Source organism: Actinacidiphila sp. bgisy145 (assembly GCF_057708125.1).
In genome coordinates this window covers 102496-126368 of record NZ_JBYIRL010000013.1, presented here as the reverse complement: position 1 = coordinate 126368, position 23873 = coordinate 102496, and the positions used below count along the sequence as shown (strand labels likewise).

20 protein-coding genes and 1 tRNA gene are annotated in these 23873 nt (G+C 71.4%); 1 reads left to right on the top strand and 20 read right to left on the bottom strand.

Annotated elements, in window-relative coordinates; all coding sequences use genetic code 11:
- Positions 1–2 precede the first annotated feature (2 nt).
- From atpA to AC3ERT_RS14330, 20 genes are all read right to left on the bottom strand, one after another.
- A complete protein-coding gene (gene atpA / locus AC3ERT_RS14425) occupies positions 3–1574 on the bottom strand; it encodes a F0F1 ATP synthase subunit alpha (RefSeq protein ID WP_335974741.1) in 1572 nt (523 codons plus the stop codon).
- Between the two features lie 84 nt (positions 1575–1658).
- Positions 1659–2474, bottom strand: a complete 816-nt coding sequence (locus AC3ERT_RS14420) for a F0F1 ATP synthase subunit delta (protein ID WP_335974745.1) — start codon at positions 2472–2474, stop codon at positions 1659–1661.
- Positions 2471–3028 (bottom strand): F0F1 ATP synthase subunit B, encoded by a 558-nt coding sequence (locus AC3ERT_RS14415; RefSeq protein WP_435174405.1) that lies wholly within the window; start codon positions 3026–3028, stop codon positions 2471–2473. Before AC3ERT_RS14415 ends, AC3ERT_RS14420 begins: the two co-directional genes overlap by 4 nt.
- Before the next feature lie 42 nt (positions 3029–3070).
- Entirely contained in the window at positions 3071–3316 is a 246-nt protein-coding gene (atpE, locus tag AC3ERT_RS14410) for an ATP synthase F0 subunit C (protein ID WP_037913419.1), read from the bottom strand.
- Positions 3317–3394: 78 nt separating this feature from the next.
- Entirely contained in the window at positions 3395–4201 is an 807-nt protein-coding gene (gene atpB / locus AC3ERT_RS14405; protein ID WP_435129135.1) for a F0F1 ATP synthase subunit A, read from the bottom strand.
- 285 nt (positions 4202–4486) lie between these two features.
- On the bottom strand, positions 4487–4948 hold the full coding sequence (locus AC3ERT_RS14400; protein ID WP_335974757.1) for a Cg1360 family ATP-synthase-associated protein: 462 nt from the start codon (positions 4946–4948) through the stop codon (positions 4487–4489).
- 301 nt (positions 4949–5249) lie between these two features.
- Entirely contained in the window at positions 5250–6602 is a 1353-nt protein-coding gene (locus AC3ERT_RS14395) for an MraY family glycosyltransferase (protein ID WP_435129131.1), read from the bottom strand.
- Between the two features lie 378 nt (positions 6603–6980).
- Positions 6981–7661, bottom strand: coding sequence for an arsenate reductase/protein-tyrosine-phosphatase family protein (locus AC3ERT_RS14390; protein ID WP_435129128.1), 681 nt, complete (start codon positions 7659–7661; stop codon positions 6981–6983).
- Complete coding sequence (locus tag AC3ERT_RS14385) at positions 7658–8305, bottom strand: L-threonylcarbamoyladenylate synthase (protein ID WP_335974763.1); 648 nt, start codon at positions 8303–8305, stop codon at positions 7658–7660. Before AC3ERT_RS14385 ends, AC3ERT_RS14390 begins: the two co-directional genes overlap by 4 nt.
- A gap of 53 nt (positions 8306–8358) precedes the next feature.
- Entirely contained in the window at positions 8359–9204 is an 846-nt protein-coding gene (gene prmC / locus AC3ERT_RS14380) for a peptide chain release factor N(5)-glutamine methyltransferase (RefSeq protein ID WP_335974766.1), read from the bottom strand.
- Positions 9205–9217: 13 nt separating this feature from the next.
- Positions 9218–10297 (bottom strand): peptide chain release factor 1, encoded by a 1080-nt coding sequence (prfA, locus tag AC3ERT_RS14375; protein WP_335975252.1) that lies wholly within the window; start codon positions 10295–10297, stop codon positions 9218–9220.
- Positions 10298–10441: 144 nt separating this feature from the next.
- Complete coding sequence (gene rpmE / locus AC3ERT_RS14370; RefSeq protein ID WP_202236258.1) at positions 10442–10666, bottom strand: 50S ribosomal protein L31; 225 nt, start codon at positions 10664–10666, stop codon at positions 10442–10444.
- A 147-nt stretch (positions 10667–10813) separates the two neighbouring features.
- Positions 10814–11932 carry an LCP family protein gene (locus AC3ERT_RS14365; RefSeq protein WP_435129123.1) on the bottom strand — a complete coding sequence of 373 codons (1119 nt, stop codon included), beginning with the start codon at positions 11930–11932 and terminating at the stop codon, positions 10814–10816.
- A 197-nt stretch (positions 11933–12129) separates the two neighbouring features.
- Positions 12130–14136: a transcription termination factor Rho gene (rho, locus tag AC3ERT_RS14360; protein WP_435174449.1), complete on the bottom strand. Its 2007-nt coding sequence runs from the start codon at positions 14134–14136 to the stop codon at positions 12130–12132.
- Between the two features lie 383 nt (positions 14137–14519).
- A complete protein-coding gene (gene thrB, locus AC3ERT_RS14355; RefSeq protein ID WP_335974779.1) occupies positions 14520–15443 on the bottom strand; it encodes a homoserine kinase in 924 nt (307 codons plus the stop codon).
- Between the two features lie 285 nt (positions 15444–15728).
- Positions 15729–16793, bottom strand: a complete 1065-nt coding sequence (thrC, locus tag AC3ERT_RS14350; protein ID WP_335975255.1) for a threonine synthase — start codon at positions 16791–16793, stop codon at positions 15729–15731.
- A 34-nt stretch (positions 16794–16827) separates the two neighbouring features.
- Entirely contained in the window at positions 16828–18177 is a 1350-nt protein-coding gene (locus AC3ERT_RS14345) for a homoserine dehydrogenase (RefSeq protein WP_335974783.1), read from the bottom strand.
- 299 nt (positions 18178–18476) lie between these two features.
- The gene (gene lysA, locus AC3ERT_RS14340) at positions 18477–19868 is read right to left on the bottom strand and encodes a diaminopimelate decarboxylase (RefSeq protein WP_335974787.1); all 1392 of its coding nucleotides are present in this window, start codon (positions 19866–19868) and stop codon (positions 18477–18479) included.
- A 162-nt stretch (positions 19869–20030) separates the two neighbouring features.
- Positions 20031–21167: an ArgS-related anticodon-binding protein NrtL gene (nrtL, locus tag AC3ERT_RS14335; RefSeq protein ID WP_435129115.1), complete on the bottom strand. Its 1137-nt coding sequence runs from the start codon at positions 21165–21167 to the stop codon at positions 20031–20033.
- A 57-nt stretch (positions 21168–21224) separates the two neighbouring features.
- Positions 21225–21683, bottom strand: a complete 459-nt coding sequence (locus AC3ERT_RS14330; RefSeq protein WP_435174402.1) for a response regulator — start codon at positions 21681–21683, stop codon at positions 21225–21227.
- A 157-nt stretch (positions 21684–21840) separates the two neighbouring features.
- Between AC3ERT_RS14330 and AC3ERT_RS14325 the strand changes: the two genes are divergently transcribed.
- A tRNA-Arg gene (locus tag AC3ERT_RS14325) sits at positions 21841–21912 on the top strand.
- Positions 21913–23873 lie beyond the last annotated feature (1961 nt).

Genomic DNA, 23873 nt, shown 5'->3' with positions numbered 1-23873 from the left:
GATCAGCCCTCGACCAGCAGCGTGCCCGAGGACGTCTCGAACTGCTTCTTGAAGGCGGCCACCGCGTCGGTCAGTGTCTCCACGGTCTCGTCCGGCAGCTTGCCGGTCTCGACGATCGCGGTCAGCAGCGACTTGTGCTCGCGGTGCAGGTAGTCCAGCAGCTCGCGCTCGAACCGGCGGATGTCCTCCACCGGTACGTCGTCGAGCTTGCCGGTGGTGCCGGCCCAGATCGACACGACCTGGTCCTCGATCGGGAAGGGCGCGTACTGGCCCTGCTTGACCAGTTCCATCATCCGCTGGCCGCGCTCGAGCTGGGCCTTGGAGGCCGCGTCGAGGTCGGAACCGAAGGCGGCGAACGCCTCCAGCTCGCGGAACTGCGCGAGGTCGAGCTTGAGCCGGCCGGAGACCTGCTTCATCGCCTTGATCTGCGCGGAGCCGCCGACGCGGGAGACCGAGATACCGACGTTCAGCGCGGGCCGCTGGCCGGCGTTGAAGAGGTCGGACTCCAGGAAGCACTGGCCGTCGGTGATGGAGATGACGTTGGTCGGGATGAACGCCGACACGTCGTTGGCCTTGGTCTCCACGATCGGCAGACCGGTCATGGAGCCGGCGCCGAGGTCGTCGGAGAGCTTGGCGCAGCGCTCCAGCAGGCGGGAGTGCAGGTAGAACACGTCGCCCGGGTACGCCTCGCGGCCCGGCGGGCGGCGCAGCAGCAGGGAGACCGCGCGGTAGGCGTCGGCCTGCTTCGACAGGTCGTCGAAGACGATCAGGACGTGCTTGCCCTGGTACATCCAGTGCTGGCCGATGGCCGAGCCGGTGTACGGGGCGAGGTACTTGAAGCCGGCCGGGTCGGACGCCGGGGCGGCGACGATCGTGGTGTACTCCAGCGCGCCGGCCTCCTCCAGCGCGGCGCGCACGCCGGCGATGGTGGAGCCCTTCTGGCCGATGGCGACGTAGATGCAGCGGACCTGCTTCTTCGGGTCGCCCGAGCGCCAGTTGTCGCGCTGGTTGATGATCGTGTCGATGGTCAGCGCGGTCTTGCCGGTCTGCCGGTCGCCGATGATCAGCTGGCGCTGGCCGCGGCCGATCGGGGTCATCGCGTCGACGGCCTTGAGGCCGGTCTGCATCGGCTCGTGCACCGACTTGCGCTGCATGACGGTCGGCGCCTGGAGCTCGAGGGCGCGGCGGCCCTCGGTCTCGATCTCGCCGAGGCCGTCGATCGGGTTGCCCAGCGGGTCCACGACCCGGCCGAGGTAGCCCTCACCGACTGCGACGGAGAGCACCTCGCCGGTGCGCTGCACCGGCTGGCCCTCCTCGATGCCGTCGAACTCGCCGAGGATGATCGCACCGATCTCGCGCTCCTCGAGGTTGAGGGCGAGGCCGAGGGTGCCGTCCTCGAACTTCAGCAACTCGTTCGCCATGGCCGAGGGCAGACCCTCGACCTTCGCGATGCCGTCACCGGCAACGCTGACCGTGCCGACCTCCTCGCGCGAGGCGGCGTCCGGCTGGTACGACTGGACGAAAGTATCCAGCGCGTCCCGGATCTCCTCCGGCCGGATCGTGAGCTCCGCCATCTGGGTTCCCTGCTCTCCTTGTTGGGCCCTGTATTCCTCACGGCCCAACTAGGGCCGCCTTCATGCTTGTTGCGTTGGTGGCTGTCAGCCGGCCATGCGGCGGGCGGCTTCGTCGAGCCGGTCCGCGATGGAGCCGTTGATGACCTCGTCGCCGACGCGGACCCGCACCCCGCCGAGGACCGAGGGGTCCACGTCCAGGTTCAGGTGCACCGGGCGGCCGTAGATCCGGGACAGCGCGTCTGCGAGCCGCTGCTTCTGCCGGTCACTGAGCGGAACGGCCGAGACCACTTCCGCCACCGTCCGGCCCCGGCGGGCCGCTGCCAGCTTGGACAGGGATTCGATCCCGCCCTCCAGGCTACGTCCTCGCGGCGCGGTGACCAGTCGTACGACCAGCCGTTCCGTGACCGGGTTGGCGCGGCCGCCGAGCAGGGTGCTCAGCAGCGTGCCCTTGGCCTCCGGGCCGGCGGCGCGGTCGGACAGCGCGGCGCGCAGCTCGGGGCTGCCCGCGGCGATCCGGCCGAACCGGAAGAGCTCGTCCTCGACGTCGTCCAGCGCGCCACCGCGCTGGGCGGCGATCAGGTCGGCGCTGTCGGCCAGCTCCTCCAGGGCGTCCACCAGGTCGCGCGAGCGCGACCAGCGGGACCTGACCATGCCGGCCACCAGGTCGAGCGCTTCACCGCCGAGCTGGGTGCCGAGCAGCCGGCGGACCAGGCCCGCCTTGGCCTCACCGGTCTGGGCCGGGTCGGTCAGCGCGCGGCGCAGCCCGCTCTCGCGGTCGAGCAGCGTGGTGACCGCGGCCAGTTCGCCGGCGAGCGCGGCCGGGTCGACCGACGTGCTGTCGGTCAACGCGTCCAGTCGCTCGCGTGCGGCGGCCAGCGCTTCGCGGCTCGCGCCGTTCATCGTGCCGCCCCGGCCTCTGCGCCGTTGTCCGCGCTCTGCTCAAGGCTGTCCAGGAAGCGGTCGACCACGCGGGACTGGCGGGCGGAGTCCTCCAGGGACTCGCCGACCACCCGGCCGGCCAGGTCGGTCGCGATCTTGCCGACCTCCTGCCGGAGGCTGACCGTCACCTGGCGGCGGTCCGCCTCGATCTGGGCGTGACCGGCCGCGATGATGGCGTCGCGCTGCCGCGAGCCTTCCTCGCGCATCTCCGCGATGATCTGCGCGCCCTGCTCGCGGGCCTGCTCGGTGATCCGGGCCGCCTCGTGGCGGGCCTCGGCGAGCTGGGCCTTGTACTCCTCGAGCGTGCGATTGGCGTCGGCCTGGGCCTTCTCCGCCCGCTCCAGGCCACCCTCGATCGCGTCGTGCCGCTCGGCCAGGGTCTTCTGGATGTTCGGCAGCAGCTTCTTCCCGAGGATGCCGAAGACGATGAAGAAGCAGAGCAGGCCGACGATCAGTTCCGCGGTGTCCGGGATCAGCGGGTTCTGCTGCCCCTCCTCCGCAAGGAAGGTGAACATGTCTGAACCTTTCGTCGAGTGGCTACTGGTCGGGAGCCCAGGTCACTTCTGGAAGATGAAGGGGACGACCAGGCCGAGCAGTGCGAGGACCTCGCAGAGCGCGAAGCCGAGGAACATGTTGGTGCGGATGACCGGCATGGCCTCGGGCTGGCGGGCCATGGCCTCGATCGAGTGGCCGAAGACCAGACCGATGCCCACGCCCGGGCCGATGGCGGCGAGGCCGTAGGCGACCGCGCCCAGGCGGCCGGCGGTGGTGGCGGCGGCGAGGTTAACGAGCTCGGCAGACATTTCCCTGTCTTCCTTTGTGATGCGGTCCGTTGGGGGGCTTCCCAGCGGAAGTTTCGGTGGAGGGGCTCGTGGCGCGGGTCAGTGACCCTCTTCGAGCGCTCCCTGGATGTAGATCGAGGCGAGCAGCGTGAAGATGTACGCCTGGAGGAACTGGATCAGCACCTCGAGCGTGGTCATCAGGAGCGCGATGATGAAGGACGCTCCGGACACCGCCGTGAACAGCGACGGCGTCAGCAGATACCAGCTCGCCACGCTGAACATCACGATCAGCATGTGGCCGGCGAACATGTTGGCCCACAGCCGCACCGCGAGGGTGAACGGCCGGAGGATGACGTTGGAGAAGAACTCCAGCACCACGATGAGCGGCACCAGCGGCCAGGGCAGGCCGTCGATCCAGACGAGGTTCTTGATGCCGCCGCGGAAACCGTTGGTCTTGAACGTCAGGTACATGTAGGTGATGAACACCAGGGCGGCCAGGCCCACCGGGAACGCGAACCGCGAGGTGGCGGGGAACTGCGCGACCGGGATGATCGACATGATGTTCATGAGCCACACGAAGAAGAAGATCGACGTGAGGAAGGGGACGTACTTGTCGCCCTTCTTGCCGATCACTTCGCGGGCGATGCTGCGGGCCACGAACGTGTAGCCGATCTCACCGACCAGCTGGAGCTTCCCCGGTACGAGCTTCGGCTTGCGGAACGCAGCCCAGAAGAAGCCCACCACCAGCAGCATGCAGATGATCGCGAGCAGCATCGGCTTGGTGAAGTCGAAGCTGCCGATGCTGAAGATCGGCTTGAAGTCGAACGAGTTGAGGCCCGGAGCGGGGAATGCGCAACCGTGCTGGATATGGCATCCAGCTTCAGCGAGCAGCGTGTGGGCACTCACCCGTGACTCCTTCGTCGTGACGCATAAGTAACGGCAACCTTGTGTGTCAGCGCGGCTGGTGGGGCCGCTGTTCGGCACTGCGGGTAGGGCGTGGCGAAGCCCGCCCGGTCCGCTGAGAGCCCGCATCGCGTCGCGGGCATCCGTCGTCCGTGCCGCCGATGCGGTTCCGGTTCCGAATACACCGCAGGGCGCGGGGGCTTGACCCTCTGCATGTGCGAGGGGCCCTCACGTCCGGATGCGACTCCGGACGATAGCAGACCTGGATGAAGGCCCCTTACCCTCCCCTTACGTAGCATCGCGCGACCCCGTCCCGACCGCGTCCGCCTCCTGCTTCCGGGCGGCGGGGACCGAGGGTTCGGGATCGACGTAGAGCATCCGGCTGGTGAGCGTCTGCTTGATCTGGCCGCCCACCCAGGCGAGCGCGGTGACCAGCAGGGTCAGGCCGAAGGCGCGGCCGTTGAAGGCGCTGGTGTCCTTGAAGACGACGATGAAGACGCCGATCAGCAGGATCTGCACGGCGTAGACCAGCATGCCCGCGGACATCGCCACCTGCGGCCGGTTCTCGGTGATCCGCATCAGCGCCCAGGAGCCGGCCGCGAAGAAGACCGCCACGACGGCGACTGCCACCACACCGCCGACCAGGCCCTTCTCGCCTGCGACGAGGGCACTGACCACGGTGGCGACCACTCCGACGGGCCCGGCCACGAGGGCGGAGCCCCGGAGAATCCGGGCGTCGTTGGGCTGCATGGGGCGGCTCCTCCGGCGGGAGTTGGGGCGAGCGGGTGTCGTCGGAGACGAGCGAGGGCGAGGCGGAAAGGAAGCGCGGGTGTGCCTCTCGCCGGAAGACCGTGTCTCTCAAGGTCTTTCGGCGTGTCCCTGCTTTCGTGAACGCTATCACAAAGTTTTTGATGCGGTCTTTACCATGAAGATGTGCTGCCTGTCACACGCAGGAGGTAGCGACACGCCGCCCCATTTACCGGAGTTGTCCCCCACTCGGAAAAGGCCTTTTCACTGTCCGCGGTCGGACGCTCACGACCTCGCCGCCGTTTCACCGGCCGCTGTTCGCGGTCGGCGCGGGGCTGGGCGCGGAGTTGGCGGTCCCGGTCTGTGCGGCGGTGGAGCGCTCCGGCATGCGCGGCCGGTCGCCGACCGCGGTCGAGCCGTGCAGCGCCGGCCGGTCCGGGCCGTTCATCTCCCGCTCGGCCGCGGCCGCGGCGGCCGCCAGCCGGCGGCGCCGGCGGCGGTAGCGCGGCGGCACCACGGACTCCGCCCAGCGCGGCGCGTGCGGCCGGAAGGCCGGCAGCAGCAGCACCACCAGGCCGATCCCGCTGAGCGCCACGATCACCAGCACGATCCACAGGCTGGAGGAGCTGACCGAGAACGCCACCGCGGAGAAGGCGAACAGCGCCGCCCAGAAGTACATGATCAGCACCGCGCGGCTGTGGGTGTGCCCCAACTCCAGCAGCCGGTGGTGCAGGTGGCCGCGGTCGGCGGCGAACGGGGACTGGCCGCGCCAGGTCCGGCGCACCACCGCGAGCACCAGGTCCGCGGCCGGGATCGCGATCATCGTCAGCGGCAGCAGCAGCGGCATGTAGACCGGCACCATGAAGTGCACGGTCTGCCGGGTGGACCCGGTGAAGTCGGTGATGGCGTCCGGGTCGACCTGGCCGGTGATCGAGATCGCGCCCGAGGCCAGCACCAGGCCGATCAGCATCGACCCGGAGTCGCCCATGAAGATCCGCGCCGGGTGGATGTTGTGCGGCAGGAAGCCCAGGCACATGCCGATCAGGATCGCCGAGAAGAGCGTCGCGGGCGCGGCCTGCTCGATGCCGTAGCCGTACCACATGCGGTAGGCGTACATGAAGAACGCGATCGAGGCGATGCACACCATGCCGGACGCGAGGCCGTCGAGGCCGTCGACGAAGTTGACCGCGTTGATGGTGATCACCACCAGCGCGACGGTGAGCAGCGTGGACTGGACCGGGGTGAAGATGATGGTGCCGAAGCCCGGCACCGGCAGCCACAGGATGGCCAGGCCCTGGAAGACCATCACGCCCGCGGCGATCATCTGCACGCCGAGCTTGATCAGCGCGTCCACGCCCCACTTGTCGTCGAGCACGCCCAGCAGCCAGATCAGTCCGGCGCCGGAGAGCAGCGCCCGCGGCTCGCTGGAGAGTTTGAAGACCGCGGAGAGGTTGTTGAGGTGGGCGGCGACCAGCAGCCCCGCGCACAGCCCGCCGAACATCGCGATACCGCCCAGCCGCGGAATCGGCTCCTTGTGCACGTCCCGGTCGCGGATCGGGGGCATCGCGCCCGCCGCGATCGCGAACTTCCGCACCGGGCCGGTCAGCAGATAGGTGACGGCCGCGGAGACGCACAGGGTCAGCAGGTACTCGCGCACAGGCAGCCTCCGACGTATTCGGGGGTGCGGCGGGCACGCGCACACGTCCGGGGGATCTTCACAGCGTCACACCCTAGTGGTGGCCGGGCCGGGACCGCGAACACCTACCCAGACTCACAGGGGGCCCGGAGGGTTCCCGGGCACCGGTAGCGGGCAGGTAACAAAGTCGCGCTCGCCATGGCGGCCGCCGAAACCGCAGGTCGGCGGCGGGTGCGCGCAATGCGCCCGGCGGCGGCGGGCGCACGGGGCCGCCGCGGAGCGACCAAGATCACGTTCAGGACGCAGCACGGCGGCGGTCAGGTCACGGCCGCCGGGCCGCCCGTGCAGGGGCGTGCGGGCGTCTCCCGCGGCCGGGCGGCGGGGCGTGCGGCCGCGGGCTCAGACCCGGGCCGGAATCCCGGTGAGCGCGGTCACGACCGGGTCCAGGGCGTCCTGGATCTCGTCGCCGATGCTGCGGAAGTACGTGATCGGGGCGCCGTACGGGTCGTGGACCTCGTCGGCGTCCGGGCTGGGCGCCAGCAGCCAGCCGCGCAGCGCGGCCGCGGCACGCACCAGCGCGCGGGCCCGCTCGGTGACGCTGCCGTCGGGCAGGGTGGCCGGGTCTATCGCCCGCACCAGCCGGGTGAACTCCTTGAGCGTGAAGGTGCGCAGGCCCGCCGCGTGGCCCATCGAGATGACCTGGGCGCGGTGGTCGCGGGTGGCGGTGAGCACCAGGTCGGCGTCGATGACATGGTCGTCGAGCAGTTCGCGGCCGGTGAAGTCCGCGGTGTCCGCGCCGTGTTCGGCGAGGACGGCCGCGGCGTGCAGCTCCATCGGGGCGCCTTCGTGGCCCCAGGTGCCGGCGGACTCCACCAGGATGGCGTCCGCGTCGGCGCCCAGCCGCTGGGCGAGGCCGTGCCGCATCAGCCGCTCGGCCATCGGGGAGCGGCAGACGTTGCCGGTGCACACGTGCAGTACGCGCAGCACATCGTGGGGGGCGTGGACGGGGAGGCCGGCTCCCCCGATCGCGGTCGGTGAAGCGGTGAGTCCTCGTATGGCACGCCCGTTGGGCGCGGTCAACGGCGCTCCTGGAGGTCGGGGGCGACCTTGCGCAGTTCCTCGGCGCTGATCGCGCCCGCCCGCAGCAGCACCGGGACCTTGCCGGTGACGTCGACGATCGAGGAGGGCACGGCGGCGGGCGTCGGGCCGGCGTCGAGGTAGACGGCCACGGAGTCGCCGAGCATGCCCTGGGCGGCGTCGCAGTCCTGCGGGGAGGGCATGCCGCTGAGGTTGGCGCTGGAGACGGCCATCGGGCCGGTCTCGGTGAGCAGTTCGATGGCGACCGGGTGCAGGGGCATGCGGACGGCGACGGTGCCGCGGGTCTCGCCCAGGTCCCACTGGAGCGACGGCTGGTGCCTGGTGACGAGGGTCAGGGCGCCCGGCCAGAAGGCGTCGACGAGTTCCCAGGCCTGCTCGGAGAAGTCGGTGACGATGCCGTGCAGGGTGTTCGGGGAGGCGACCAGGACCGGGGAGGGCATGCTGCGGCCGCGGCCCTTGGCCTCCAGCAGGTCGCCGACGGCGTCCTTGTCGAAGGCGTCGGCGCCGATGCCGTAGACGGTGTCGGTCGGCAGCACCACGAGTTCGCCGCGCTTGACCGCCGAGGTGGCCTCGCGCAGCCCCGTGACCCGGTCGGTCGCGTCCGCGCAGTCGTATCGCCGTGCCATCTTTGTCTCCCTGCGTAGTGGTCTGTCGTCCTGCCGAGGCAGGGCCCGGGTCATCAGGGCATCGCCTTGCGGGCCGTGGTGAAGCGCGGCCGGTTGTTCAGGTCCGGGTGGTCGGCCGCGTCCGCCCAGCCGGCGTCCTCCTTGAAGATCCACGGCACCTGGCCGCCCTGGGAGTCGGCGTGCTCGACGACGACCACGCCGCCGGGCCGCAGCAGGCGGTGGGCGGCGCGTTCGATGCCGCGGATGGTGTCCAGGCCGTCCTCGCCGGAGAACAGGGCGAGTTCGGGGTCGTGGTCGCGGGCCTCGGGGGCGACGTACTCCCACTCGGTGAGCGGGATGTAGGGCGGGTTGGAGATCACCAGGTCGACCTGGCCGTTGAGTTCGGGGAACGCGGCCAGCGCGTCGCCGTGCCGCAGGTCGACCTTGCTGCCGGCGACGTTCTTGCGGGCCCACTCCAGGGCCTGTTCGGACAGCTCCACCGCGTGCACCCGGGAGCGGGGCACCTCCTGGGCCAGTGCGAGGGCGATCGCGCCGGAGCCGGTGCACAGGTCGACGATGAGCGGCTCGGCGACGTCCATGGCCCGGACGGCGTCTATCGCCCAGCCGACCACCGACTCCGTCTCCGGGCGGGGCACGAACACCCCGGGCCCGACCTGGAGTTCCAGGTAGCGGAAGAAGGCGCGGCCGGTGATGTGCTGGAGCGGTTCGCGGGCCTCGCGGCGGGCGACGGCCTCCCAGTAGCGCGCGTCGAAGTCGGCGTCGGCCACGGTGTGCAGCTCGCCGCGCTTGATGCCGTGTACGTAGGCGGCCAGTTCCTCGGCGTCGAAGCGGGGCGAGGGCACGCCCGCGTCGGCCAGGCGCTGGGCGGCCTGGGCCACCTCGGCGAGCAGCAGGTTCACGTGGGGCCCCTTCTCAGCTGCCGTCGCCGGCGGCGGCCAGCTTCGCGGCGGAGTCGGCGTCGACACACGCCTGGATCATCGCGTCGAGGTCGCCGTCGAGCACCTGGTCCAGGTTGTACGCCTTGAAGCCGACGCGGTGGTCGGAGATCCGGTTCTCCGGAAAGTTGTACGTCCGGATGCGCTCGGAGCGGTCGACGGTGCGGACCTGGCTGCGGCGGGCGTCGGACGCCTCGCGCTCGGCCTCCTCCTGGGCGGCGGCCAGCAGCCGGGAGCGCAGGATGCGCATCGCCGACTCCTTGTTCTGCAGCTGGCTCTTCTCGTTCTGGCAGGAGACCACCAGGCCGGTGGGGAGGTGGGTGATGCGGACCGCGGAGTCGGTGGTGTTGACCGACTGGCCGCCGGGGCCGGAGGAGCGGTAGACGTCGATCCGCAGGTCGTTGGGGCCGATCTCGACCTCGACCTCCTCGGCCTCCGGGGTGACCAGCACGCCGGCGGCAGAGGTGTGGATACGGCCCTGCGACTCGGTGGCGGGCACGCGCTGCACGCGGTGCACCCCGCCTTCGTACTTCAGGCGGGCCCAGACGCCCTGGCCGGGCTCATGGGTGCTCTTGGCCTTCACGGCGACCTGGACGTCCTTGTAGCCGCCGAGGTCGGAGGCGTTGGCGTCGAGGATCTCGGTCTTCCAGCCGACCCGCTCGGCGTACCGCAGGTACATCCGCAGCAGGTCGCCGGCGAACAGCGCGGACTCCTCGCCGCCCTCGCCGGCCTTGACCTCCAGGATGACGTCCTTGTCGTCGCTGGGGTCGCGCGGCACCAGCAGCAGCCGCAGCCGGTCGGTCAGCTCCTCGCGCTGCTTGTCCAGCTCCTTGACCTCGGCGGCGAACTCCGGTTCTTCCGCGGCCAGTTCGCGGGCGGTCTCGGCGTCCTCGCCGGCCTGCCGCCAGGAGCGGTAGGTGGCGATGATGGGGGTGAGTTCCGCGTACCGCTTGTTGAGGCGGCGGGCGTTGGCCTGGTCGGTGTGGACCGCGGGGTCGGCAAGCTGCTTTTCGAGGTCGGCATGTTCGCCGATCAGTTCCTCGACCGCCTCGAACATCATGGCTTCCTGGAGGAGTAGGTACTGCCTGGGACCGGGGCGCCTGGGACGCGGCGCCGCCGGCTTCGGACGCGGGGCAGGACGACAAAGCGCCGGTCCGGTCGCCCTGGGCGGGGCGACCGGAGACCGGCGCTGGTCGGGCCGCTACTTCTTGGCGGACCCGGCGTTCTTGCCGAAGCGGGCCTCGAAGCGGGCCACGCGGCCGCCGGTGTCGAGGATCTTCTGCTTGCCCGTGTAGAACGGGTGGCACTCGGAGCACACGTCCGCACGGATCTGGCCGCTGGTCTCGGTGCTGCGGGTGGTGAAAGAGGCGCCGCAGGTGCAGGTGACCTGGGTCTCTACGTACTCGGGGTGGATCTCGCGCTTCACGGGTGCTCCTAGGTTCGGGAGGGCGCCGGGTCGCTCCTGCGGGTTTGCGTGAGCGTGAACCGGGACCAGCGGACCAGTCTGCCAGGACTGGCCGCAGCTACCAAAACCAGCTCCGGGCCCGAATCATTCCCGGGATGTCCGCCCAGGTCAGCGCGGTGCGGACGAGGAGCTGCCGACCACCTTGCCGGCCTTCTCCCGCTCGGCGACCGAGCCCTTGGTGGCGTCGGCGGGGATCGGCTTGTCGGCGCGCAGCGCGGCCCACACCCGCGCGGCCTGGGCCTGGATCGGCTCGACCCGGTTGTGGTCGGCGGGGTCGTAGCGGACCGGTAGCGTCACCATGTGCACATGGTCCGGTCGCAGGTGCTGCACGCTCTGGGCGAGCCCCATCAGCTTGTTCACCGAGCCCAGGCCGGTGTCGGTGGTGACCGCCTTGGTGGCGGTGTCGGCGACGGAGAACAGCTTCTCCGGGTTGGTGAACAGCCCCAGGCCGCCGACCCGGTGGATCAGCGCCTTGATGAACGCCTGCTGGAGCTGGATACGGCCCAGGTCGCTGCCGTCGGCGACGCCGTGCCGGGTGCGGACCAGGCCGAGCGCCTGGTCGCCGTCGAGGGTGTGGGAGCCGGCCGCCAGGCTCAGGTGGCTCTTGTCGTCGTGGATGGCCTTCGTGGTGGTCAGCGGCACCCCGCCCAGCGCGTTGACGAGGTTCTTGAAGCCGGTGAAGTCGACCTCGATGTAGTGGTCCATCCGCAGCCCGGTGAGCTGCTCGACGGTCTTGACCGCGCAGGCGGGGCCGCCGGTCTCGTAGGCGCTGTTGAACATGACCTGCTGCTGGGCGGGCTCGGCGGCGCCCTTGGCGCCGGTGCACGCGGGGCGGTCGACGAGGGTGTCGCGCGGGATGCTCACCACGCTCGCCGTGCGGTGGCCCTTGGCCAGGTGCACGACCATCGCGGTGTCCGAGCGGGCGGTGCCGCTGTCGTGGCCGTACACGCGGTTCGCGCCGGAGCGGGAGTCCGAGCCGAGCACCAGGATGTCCATCGAGCCGTTGCCGAGCTTGGCCGGGCGGTGGGTGCCCAGCGCGCCGTCGATGTCCACGCTGTGGATGTTGGCGTTGAACCGGTGGTAGAGGTAGCCGGCGCCGCCCGCGCCCAGCAGCACCACCCCGGACACGGCCCACGCGGTCGCGTGCAGGGCCCTCCGGCGGCGCCTGCGGCCCTCTCCGGCCCCACTGGGGCTGGAGCCGGTCCGCGGCTGCTGTGCGTCCGGCATGGGCAGCACCTCGGCTTCCTGCGTCCTCGACGAGCCGGTCCCCCGGACCTTCCATCGTGCGCCCCCGGGGCCGGGTGCCGCCATCCGAGCGGCGGGCCACTCCACCGGCACAACGCAGGACCGCCCGCGTATCCCCAGGTCAACGGGGTTACGCGGGCGGTTCGGCCGATTACGGCGACATGCGCCGCCGACGACGGTCAGTCGTTGTTCTGGCCAGGGGTGGTCTTGGCGATCTGCATCAGGAACTCGGCGTTGGACTTGGTCTGCTTCATCTTGTCCAGCAGCAGCTCGATCGCCTGCTGCGAGTCGAGCGCGTGCAGCACCCGGCGCAGCTTCCAGACGATCGCCAACTCCTCGCGGTCCAGGAGGATCTCCTCCTTGCGGGTGCCGGACGGGTCGACGTCCACCGCGGGGAAGATGCGCTTGTCGGCGAGCTTCCGGTCGAGCTTGAGCTCCATGTTGCCGGTGCCCTTGAACTCCTCGAAGATCACCTCGTCCATCCGCGAGCCGGTCTCGACCAGCGCGGTGGCCAGGATGGTCAGCGAGCCGCCGTCCTCGATGTTGCGCGCGGCGCCGAAGAAGCGCTTCGGCGGGTAGAGCGCGGTCGAGTCGACACCGCCGGACAGGATACGGCCGGAGGCGGGCGCGGCCAGGTTGTAGGCGCGGCCCAGGCGGGTGATGGAGTCGAGCAGCACCACCACGTCGTGGCCCAGCTCCACCAGGCGCTTGGCGCGCTCGATGGCGAGCTCGGCGACGGTGGTGTGGTCCTCGGCGGGCCGGTCGAAGGTCGAGGAGATGACCTCGCCCTTCACCGAGCGCTGCATGTCGGTGACCTCTTCGGGCCGCTCGTCGACGAGGACGACCATCAGGTGGCACTCGGGGTTGTTGGTGGTGATCGCGTTGGCGATCGCCTGCATGATCATCGTCTTGCCGGTCTTGGGCGGGGCGACGATCAGACCGCGCTGGCCCTTGCCGATCGGCGAGACCAGGTCGATGATCCGGGTGGTCAGCACGCCCGGGTCGGTCTCCAGCCGGAGCCGGTCCTGCGGGTACAGCGGGGTGAGCTTGTTGAACTCCGGACGGCCGCGGCCGGAGTCGGCGCCCATGCCGTTCGCGGAGTCCAGGCGGACCAGCGCGTTGAACTTCTCGCGCCGCTCGCCGTCCTTGGGCTGGCGCACCGCGCCGGTGACGTGGTCGCCCTTGCGCAGGCCGTTCTTGCGGACCTGGGCGAGCGAGACGTACACGTCGTTCGGCCCCGGCAGGTAGCCGGAGGTGCGGATGAACGCGTAGTTGTCGAGGATGTCGAGGATGCCCGCGACGGGGATCAGCACGTCGTCCTCGGCGACCTGCGGCTCACCGGCGCCGAACTCGTCCCGGCCCCGGCCGCGGCCGCGGCGGTCGCGGTAGCGGCCCCGGCGCCGGCCGCGGCCCTCGCCGAACTCGTCGTCCTCCTGCTGGCCCTGCTGATGCTGGCCGCCGCCCTGGTGCTGCTGGCCGCCGCCGCCCTGCTGGCGCTCCCGGCGGCTCTGGCCGCCGCCCTGCTGGCCCTCGCCGCCGTCCTCGCCGCGGTTGCGCTGGCGGTCGCGCTGCCGCTCACGGCGGTCCCGGGGGCCGCGCTGGCGGTCCTGGCGGTCGTCCGCGCCGCCCTGGTGCCTGGCGTCGCCGCCCTTGGCCTCCCGGCCCTCGGCGGTGTCGGCGACGGCCTCGGCGGCCTTGTCGGCGCCGCTGTCGGCCGCTGCCGCCTGCGCCCCCTGCGACTTCTCGCCGGCCGCGGCGGCGGCCTTCGCCTTCTCACCGGCCGGCTGGCCGGGGATCTCGATCTGCTGCTGCTTCGCCTTCTCCGGCTCCTTCACGGCCGGTGCGGCGGCCGCCGGGGCCTCGGCGGCCTTGTCCGCCTGCTCCAGGCGGGCGCGCGAGGTGGCGCGGCGCTTGGGCTTCTCGGCCGGCGCGCCGGCCGCGGGGGCCGCCTTGTCGGCCGCGGCGCCGCCGCCGGCCTGGCGCTCCTTGATCGTCTCGATGAGCTGGCCCTTGCGCATCCGCGCGGTGCCCTTGATGCCGAGACCTGCGGCGACCTGCTGGAGTTCGGCCAGGACCATGCCCTCCAGGCCGGTCCCGGACCGACGGCGCCGGGCGGCCGTGGCAGCACCGGAGGCAGGCGCGTCGGCTTCGGACGCGGCGACAGTGTTGTCTGCGCGCACGCCCATCAGATCGGTGGTGTCGCTCACGAAGGGTCCTTCCCTGGAGCGGGCGTCGGCCTGTCTGGCTCGGCGACCGGTCGTGCTGTCCGGGTCTTCGCGTTCCCGCTGCTTCGACCCGGGGCGGTGGTCTGCCTGATGACGGCAGAAATACATGAATGCTCTCGGCACGGAGAGAACTCGTACCGAATCCGGAGCGTGCTCGGCACGTCCCGCAGAGGCTGTCCGGCCGACCCGGACTGGCTGCCTATACGGGGTGGGAGGCTCCCGGAAGAAGTGCGGTCCCACTGCGGGGACACAGCCCATCGCGCCCAAAGGGCGGCGAATGCTGGCTTGAGGTTAACACTACCCGGTCCAACAGATATTCCCCCTCTCTTCGACCGGCAATCGTGTCACTGCCCACCTGCGAGCGGCAGGACACTCGCCCCGGCGGCGTCCAGCGCCAGGCGGTTGGCCGCCCAGCCGTCCCCGGCGAGCCGGGACACCTTGTCCGCGGCCCCCTCGTCGGTCAGGGCCAGTACGGTCGGCCCGGCACCCGACACGACAGCAGGGACGCCATCGGCCCGCAGACGGTTCACCAGCGCCAGGGTCTCCGGCATGGCCGGGCCCCGGTACTCCTGGTGCAGCCGGTCCTCGGTGGCCGGCAGCAGCAGCTCGGGGCGCCTGGTCAGCGCCTCGACCAGCAGCGCGGCCCGGCCCGCGTTCGCCGCGGCGTCCACGTGCGGCACGGTACGGGGCAGCAGCCCGCGCGCGGTCTCGGTGAGCACCGGCACCGCCGGCACGAAGACCACCGGGACCAGCGAGGCGGCCGGCTCCATCCGGACCGCCCGCGCGGCCCCGTTCTCGGTCCAGGCCAGCGTGAAGCCGCCCATCAGGCACGCCGCCACGTTGTCGGGGTGCCCTTCGATCTCGGTGGCCAGCTCCAGCAGGGCGGTGTCGCCGAGCCCCGCCGGGCCGCCTATCGTCACCGCGCGGGCGGCCATGATGCCCGCGCAGATCGCGGCCGACGACGAGCCCAGGCCGCGGCCGTGCGGGATGCGGTTGGCACACACCACCTCCAGGCCGCGCGGCTGGCCGCCGAGCAGGTCGAAGGCGGTGCGCAGGCTGCGCACGACCAGGTGCTTCTCGTCGCGGGCCAGGGTGTCCGCGCCCTCACCGGCGATGTCCACGTGCAGACCGGAGTCGGCTACGCGGACCACCACGTCGTCGTACAGCCCCAGGGCCAGGCCGAACGCGTCGAAGCCAGGGCCGAGGTTCGCGCTGGTCGCGGGGACGCGCACTCTTACTGCGGCGGCGCGGAACGCAGGACCGGCCATCGTTCGACGAATCTCCTTGGTGCGTACGCCCTGCGGGCGTGGCTCCGTTGCCATGCGGCAAGGCGGGAAATGGCGATGCGGCGGCATCAGCCGGAACCGGGCGCGATTGCGCCGCTGGGGTAAGCCTATCGAAACAAGGTTCCCCCGCGACATAGGGCGCACGGACCGCGCGTGATGCGTGTCGCCGCGGCGGTGTGCGCCCCTTACGGGGGTGGCTGCTGGGAAAAGGGGTGCGCGGGAGGGGCGCGGGGAGCACACGGCTCCCCGCGCTCCTCCGCAAGGGGTTCAGGCCAGGCCGAGTTGCGTGGCGGCGGCGTCCGCGTCGACGGGGACCGTGATGGGCTGCGGGGCGCCGGCGACGGCCCAGTCCGGGTCCTTGAGCCCGTTGCCGGTGACCGTGCAGACGATGCGCTGGCCGGGGTCGACGCGCCCCTCGTCGGCGGCCTTGAGCAGCCCGGCGACGGAGGCGGCGGAGGCGGGCTCCACGAAGACGCCCTCGCGGCCGGCCAGCAGCCGGTAGGCGGACAGGATCTGACGGTCGGTCACCGCTTCGATGAGCCCGCCGGACTCGTCGCGGGCGGCCTCGGCGAACTGCCAGGACGCCGGGTTGCCGATCCGGATGGCGGTGGCGATGGTCTGCGGCTCGCGCACCGGCGCGCCGTTGACGATCGGCGCCGAGCCGGCCGCCTGGAAGCCCCACATCCGCGGGGTGCGGGTGGCCAGGCCGTCGGCGGCGTACTCGCGGTACCCCTTCCAGTACGCGGTGATGTTGCCCGCGTTGCCCACCGGCAGCACGTGGATGTCGGGCGCGTCGCCGAGCGCGTCCACGATCTCGAACGCGGCGGTCTTCTGCCCCTCGATCCGCACCGGGTTCACCGAGTTGACCAGGGCGACCGGGTACTTCTCGCTCAGGCCGCGGGCCAGGTCCAGGCAGTCGTCGAAGTTGCCGTCGACCTGGAGGATGCGGCTGCCGTGCACCAGCGCCTGGCCCATCTTGCCCAGCGCGATCTTGCCCTGCGGCACCAGCACCGCGCAGACCATGCCGGCGCGGACCGCGTACGCCGCCGCCGACGCCGAGGTGTTGCCGGTGGAGGCGCAGATGACCGCCTGGGCGCCGGCCTCCTTCGCCTTGGTGATCGCCATGGTCATGCCGCGGTCCTTGAAGGACCCGGTGGGGTTGGCCCCCTCGACCTTGAGCCGGACGTCGCACCCGGTGCGCTCGGACAGCACCTGGGCCGGCACCAGCGGCGTGCCGCCCTCCAGCAGCGAGACCACCGGCGTGTCCGCGCCCACCGGCAGGCGGTCGCGGTACTCCTCGATGATGCCCCGCCACTGGTGGGTGCCGGACATTCGGCGCTGCTCGACCTTGACGTTCATAACGGTGCTACTCCCCTTCAACGCGCATGATGCTGGCCACGCCGCGTACGGTGTCGAGTTCCCGCAGAGCCGCGACGGTCGCCGACAGCGCGGCGTCGGTCGCGCGGTGGGTGACGACGACGAGCGAAGCCTCGCCGCCCGCGCGCTGCCCGCCACTGCTCTGCTCGACGGCGGCGTCGTCGCCGCTGCCTTGGTTCCTGCCCTGCTGCCGCACCGTGCCGATGGACACTTCGTGCCGGGCGAACACCGTCGCGACCTGAGCCAGGACACCCGGTTTGTCCGCCACGTCGAGGCTGATGTGGTAACGGGTGACCACATCGCCCATGGGGCTGACCGGCAGCCGCGTGTACGCGGACTCGCCTGCTCCGATGGTAGCCGCGAGCTTGTTGCGGCAGGCCGTCACCAGGTCGCCGAGGACGGCGGAGGCGGTGGGGGCGCCGCCCGCGCCGGGCCCGTAGAACATCAGCCGGCCGGCCGCCTCCGCCTCGACGAAGACGGCGTTGTACGCCTCGCGGACCGAGGCGAGGGGGTGGCTGAGCGGGATCATCGCCGGGTGCACCCGGGCGGTGACCGAGCGGCCGTCGGCGCTGCGCTCGCAGATCGCGAGCATCTTGACCGTGCAGCCCATCTTGCGCGCGGAGGCGATGTCGGCGGCGGTCACCTCGGTCAGGCCCTCGCGGTGCACGTCGTCGATGGTGACGCGGGTGTGGAAGGCGATCCCGGCCAGGATCGCCGCCTTCGCCGCGGCGTCGAAGCCCTCCACGTCGGCGGTCGGGTCGGCCTCCGCGTAGCCGAGCGCGGTGGCCTCGTCCAGCGCCTCGCTGTAGCCGGCGCCGGTGGAGTCCATCTTGTCGAGGATGAAGTTGGTGGTGCCGTTGACGATGCCCAGCACCCGGTTGACCCGGTCCCCCGCCAGCGACTCGCGCAGCGGCCGGATCAGCGGGATCGCCCCGGCCACCGCGGCCTCGTAGTACAGGTCGACGCCGTGCTCGACGGCCTTGGCGTGCAGGTTCGCGCCGTCGGCGGCCAGCAGCGCCTTGTTCGCCGAAACCACCGAGGCGCCGTGCTCGAACGCGGTGGTGATCAGGGTGCGGACCGGCTCGATGCCGCCGATCACCTCCACCACCACGTCGATGTCGCCGCGCTTGACCAGCGCGGTGGCGTCGGTGGTCAGCAGCTCGGCGGGCACCCCGGCGCGCACCTTGTTCGGGCGGCGGACGGCGATCCCGGCCAGCTCGATCGGCGCCCCGATCCGCGCGGCGAGGTCGTCCGCCTGCGTCGTGATGATGCGCGTGACCTCGGAGCCGACCACACCGCACCCCAGCAGCGCCACCTTCAGCGGACGCGTACGCATCATCCGACCTCGTCTCTCGTCACACGTGTCTGGCTCGTCGAACGGGGCCGGACCCCGCCCCCGCCGGCCCGCTCGCGCGGGTAGCGGAGGCGCCCGCACCTCGTTGAAAGGACCAGTCTCACGCACCGAACGGGAGAAACCACGCCCTGTCCGGATCGCGAGACCCGCCGTACGCCCCATGAGATCTTCCGCCCCCGCGCGGGCGGAGCCGGACGAATTCGGGGAGCGCGCCGAACCGCACGCGCAACCCTCCGCCGGTGAACGGTCCCGGAAGCGGCGCCGCCCACCGGCGGAAGCGGGCCTCAGCCCACGTCGAGCGCGAGCAGGTCCTCCTCCGTCTCGCGCCGCACGATCACCCGGGCCTCGCCGTCGGCGACCGCGACCACCGGCGGCCGCAGCGCGTGGTTGTAGTTGCTGGCCATCGCCCGGCAGTACGCGCCCGTCGCGGGCACCGCCAGCAGGTCCCCCGGCGCGAGGTCGGCCGGCAGGAACGCGTCCTTGACCACGATGTCGCCGCTCTCGCAGTGCTTGCCGACCACCCGCGACAGCATCGGCTCGGCGTCGCTGGCCCGCGAGACCAGCGCCACGCTGTACTCGGCGTCGTACAGCGCGGTACGGATGTTGTCGGACATGCCGCCGTCGACACTGACGTACGTCCGCAGGCCGTCGAGCGGCTTGACGGTGCCCACCTCGTACAGCGTGAAGGCGGTCGGGCCCACGATCGCCCGCCCGGGCTCGACGGACAGCCGCGGCGGGGTCAGCCGCGCCGCGTCGCACTCGCGGGCGACGATCTCGCCGAGCGCCTTCGCGATCTCGTGCGGCTCGCGCGGGTCGTCCTCCGGGGTGTAGGCGATGCCCAGGCCCCCGCCGAGGTCGATCTCGGGCAGTTCCACGCCGTGCTCGTCGCGCACCTCGGCGAGCAGCGAGACCACCCGGCGGGCGGCGACCTCGAACCCGGCCATGTCGAAGATCTGCGAGCCGATGTGGCTGTGGATGCCGGCCAGCTCCAGGCTGTCGAGCTGGAGCACCCGGCGGACGGCCTCGGCGGCCTGCCCGTCGGCCAGGCCGATGCCGAACTTCTGGTCCTCGTGCGCGGTGGCGATGAACTCGTGGGTGTGCGCCTCGACCCCGACGGTCACCCGGATCTGCACCCGCTGCCGGCGGCCCTGCCGGGTGGCCTCGGCGGCGACCCGGGCGATCTCCTGGAAGGAGTCCAGCACGATCCGGCCGACGCCCTCGCGCACCGCCCGCTCGATCTCGGCGGCGCTCTTGTTGTTGCCGTGCAGCGCGATCCGCTCGGCGGGCATCCCGGCGTCCAGGGCGACCGCCAGTTCGGTGCCCGAGCAGACGTCGAGGTTCATGCCCTCCTCGTACAGCCACCGCACCACCGCCCGGGACAGGAACGCCTTCCCGGCGTAGAACACGTCGGCCTCGTGCCCGAAGGCGGCGCGCCAGGCGCGGCAGCGGGCCCGGAAGTCGGCCTCGTCCAGGAAGTAGGCGGGGGTGCCGAACTCGGCGGCGAGGTCGCGTACGTCCAGGCCGGCGATCTCCGCGGCGCCGTCGCCGTTGCGGGTGACGGTGCGCGACCAGATCCGCGGGTCGAGGGCGTTGAGGTCGGCGGGCGGGCCGGCGTAGTGCCCTTCGGGCAGGACATCGGCGTGGCGGGGGCCGGCGGGGTGTGCGGAACGGCTCACTTGGGGCTTCCTCGGGGCGGTCGTGGTCCGGGCGGGGCAGGGCCCGGGCGGTTGTTCTGGTGGGGTGGGGTCCGGCTCGGGTGGGGTCCGGCTCGGGTGGGCTCTGGTCCGGGTGGGTCCGGCCGCCGGGGGTCAGATCCGGTGGGGTCAGATGCGGTGGAGTCAGATGCGGTCGGGGGCGCTGATGCCGAGCAGGCGCAGGCCGTCCGCGAGCACGATCCCCGCCGCGTCGGTGAGGCGGAGTCGGGCCGCGTGGACGGCCGAGGGTTTCTCGTCGCCCTTCGGCAGGACCGGGCACTCGTCGTGGAACCGGGCGAACGCGTCGGCGAGGCGTTCCAGGTGCCGGGCGACCCGGTCGGGGCCGCGGCGGCGGGCGGCGCTCTCCACCACGCGGGGGAAGTCGGCGATCAGGCCGAGGAGTTCGGTCTCCGCGGGGTGGTGCGGCAGGCCGGGCGGGCCCGGTGGCGCCGTTGCGGACCCGTCGCCGTCGACGAAGGTGCCGCTCGTACCGCTTCCTTCGACCGTACACGGGTCCGCTTCACCGTACGGGTCGTCGTACGGGGCCGGGCCGTCGGACGGCATGCCCAGGTCGCGGGCGTTGCGGAGGAGGGCGCGGGTGCGGGCGTGGGCGTAGCGGACGCGGAAGAGCGGGTTGGCCTCGGTCTGGGCGAGCAGGGCGGCGCGGGCGGCGGCGTCCAGGCGCGGGGGGTCCTCGGCGGGCGGGCGGAGCAGGGCCCAGCGGGTGGCGTCGGGGCCGAGGAGGGTTTGGAGGGCGGCGTACGTGAGGGGGGTGGGTGCGCCGTCGGTGGGCGGTTCGGCCACGTCCAGGGGCTCGGGCGGGGTGCCGGGGTGGGCGCCCGCGGCCCGCAGCAAGCCGTTCACCACTTCGGCGACGAGCGTGCCCCGTACGGTGCCGGGGGCCGCGGCCACGGTGGCGTGCAGGTCGGCGAGGCCGTCGCCGTACCCGTACCGCTCGCGCTGCTCGCGGACCCGGTGGACCACGACATCGTACGCGCGCGAGCTGAGCGTGATGTTCAGGAAGCCGGCGCCGGCGATCTGCACGTCGGCGATGCCCGGTTCGCGGGTGAGGCGGCGGCGCAGGATCTCCGCGACCTCCCGCGGGGTGCGGCCGGCCGGGCCGGCGAGCTGGAGTGCCACGTTCGTGGCGTAGTCGCCGCAGCCGGGGCGGGGCGGGCGCTGCACCACCACCTTCTCGGGGACCGCCACGGCCAGCTCGGCCGCGTCGACGGCACGGCGCACCGTGGTCAGGACGGCGCGGGACAGCTCGGCGGGGGTCACGGGAAGAGCGTAGGCGAGGGTGGGGGTGGGGCGGCGAGCGGGTTTACGGGGTGGGGCTCACGGGGCGGGTGCGGTTTCGGGGTCCTTCGGCGGGGCGGGGTCCGTGGGGGAGGTCGGGTCCTTCGGCGGGGCGGGTGGGCGCGGGCCGCGCCGGACCAGCCTGCGTACGGTCTCCACGAGCACCGCGGGCTCGAACGGCTTCGCCAGGTACGCGTCGACCCCGCCCGGGCCGCCGGCCGCCTCCGGGAGGCCGCCGGCGCTGACCATCACGATGCCCACCTGGCGGGTCCGCGGGTCCGCCCGCAGCCGGTCCGCCGTCCGTACCCCGTCGAGCCGGGGCATCACCACGTCGAGGGTCACCACGTCCGGCTGCACCGAATGCACGATCTCCAGGCACTCGGCACCATCGGCCGCGGTCACCACCTCGAAGCCCTCCAGCTCCAGGTTGACCCTGATCAGCTGCCGGATGACCCTGTTGTCGTCGACAACGAGCACCCGGCCGGACGCGCCCGCCACACCCGGAATCGTAGGCGCCCCCTCGCGACGCGTCCGCGTTTTGCCCACTTCTTCCCCGCCAGGGGTGAACCCTCCCCCGGGCCCCGACCGCCCTCCCGCCCCCACCCCGAAACCCCGTCACGCCCACCCTCCCCAACCTGCTAATGTTCTTCCCGTCGCCCCCGTAGCTCAGGGGATAGAGCAACGGCCTCCGGAGCCGTGTGCGCAGGTTCGAATCCTGCCGGGGGCACACCTGAAAAGCCCGTTGACCTGCGGAAACGCAAGCCTGACGGGCTTTTATTTTGCCTACATGCGCATCAAGGCCCGGGCCGTTTCCGTTTCGGCCACGAGCCTCGACCACAGCCTCGTGACCTGCAGTTTCTCTGTCAGCAACCATGTCGGCTGAGGTGCTTGAAGGCCCCGTGCTCCGGTCTCGTAGGCCATCCATGGGCCGCCACAAGCAGCGATCGCCGCCAGCCCTGGGCAGCAGCTCTCTGATCAGCGAAGGTACCGTGTCACGCGCTACTGACAGCTCGTTAGGCACACGGTCCACCGGGCCGTTGCACCTTCTCCGAAACAGCGATCATTCCTCTGATCAGGCATTTCGCATGGAAGAGAGCTCGCCCTAGGGACTGCGTCTAGCCTGGGATCACGGGCTTCTTCGCTTCCGGTCGGGGCGACGGGTCGGGAGCCATCAGTCGGGGGCAGCAGCGGTCAACGGACGGATCACTCATACTCGTCCAGCAGCTTCTCGATGCGGCTGTTCGCGACCGTCTGTCGCCCGTAGAGGCACTTCGCGTACTGGCGCAGCAGGCTCGACGGTGTTGCCCGCCCGCTCGGCGACCTCCGTGGGATCGACGCCTGCGTTGAGCCAGGTCGAGAGTGCCGAGTGGCGCAGGTCGTAGGGTCGTCTGGCCAGTGGCGAAGCCACCAAGGTCAGGAGGCAACGCCAGAACGCGTGCGTCATGCCAGGTTTTGCAGTACCCGCTGGAGCCGAGAATACGTTTGCGTTCGGTGAAGAACAGCCTGCCGTCCTCAGCCGTGCCGAACGTGTCGAAGCTTTCCCGCCACAGAGCTACCAACTGCGGCGGGAGAGGAACCACCCGGACTGCTCCGCGCTTGCGGCGCTTCAGCCCACGCTCGTCGTGGCTGCGACCGCTGTCGGTGTACTTCTTGGTGGTTTGCGGACGCGCCTCGTGCACCACGAGCCGTCCCCACCCGTCCGAAGGCAACTCACAGTCCTGATACCTAACGACAACAGCTTCCTCAGGACGCAGTCCCGCGTAATACATCCCCGCGAAGAACCCGACCAGCCGCCGTCCCCGGGCACGGCCGTACGGACCCACGTACGAAAGCGCGACCAGCAGGGAACGGGCTAGACCCGGATTGATCACTCTCCGCGGATCGAACTCCTCGGCAGACCGTGGCGCCCGCCAGAGGAACTCAGGACGCAGCCTCGTGGCGTCGAAGGCATACCCGATCACGCTCACCAGAGTGTTCTTACGATGGCGCTGCGTGTCCGCGGGTACGACAGAGCCGTCGGGACGCACGCTCATGGACGTGATGACGTCCCTTATCACGCCCATGTCCAGCAGATCTCCTACCGGCCGCGTCGCTCCGGCAACCCAACGCAGCGTAGCCCGTTCGTCGCCCGGCACCTCCCGATCCTCGGGACGCGGGACAACGAACGCGTTACGCAAACTCGCCGAAGCAGTTCCCGCCCGGACCCGTGCGACCAGTCCTTCACCATGGCCTCGGTCAGGGCACACAGTGCGTCGCCGACCTCGCTTCGCGTCTTCGCAGCGGTCTGCCGCCAGCGCCAATCCGAGTACTCAAGTGCAAAGTCATACCAATTCCGGCCGGCGAACGGTCCGCCGTCTACGGCACCAGTGCCCGCCTCGCCGCGAACGCCAGCCCCGGCTTCCCACCTCACGGCGCTCACCAGCTCAGCCGCCAGGTCTTCAGCAACACGTCTCACACTCGTCGATGCACCCGCCGATGGCCTGCTGCTCCGATGCATGACCGAGGCAGACTTCCTTTTGCGCTTCCTCCCTGCAGGTGGCCTCATAGCTGATCCTGCAACCTCTCGCATGACGTCCACCACCGTTCCACCTATAGAACGACTGGCGCAGGGGCCACGTGCCAGTAGGACCAGACCCACGAACCAAAATGATCTGGCTGCGAGCGCGCTCGACGAGCTGCCCTTCTGGC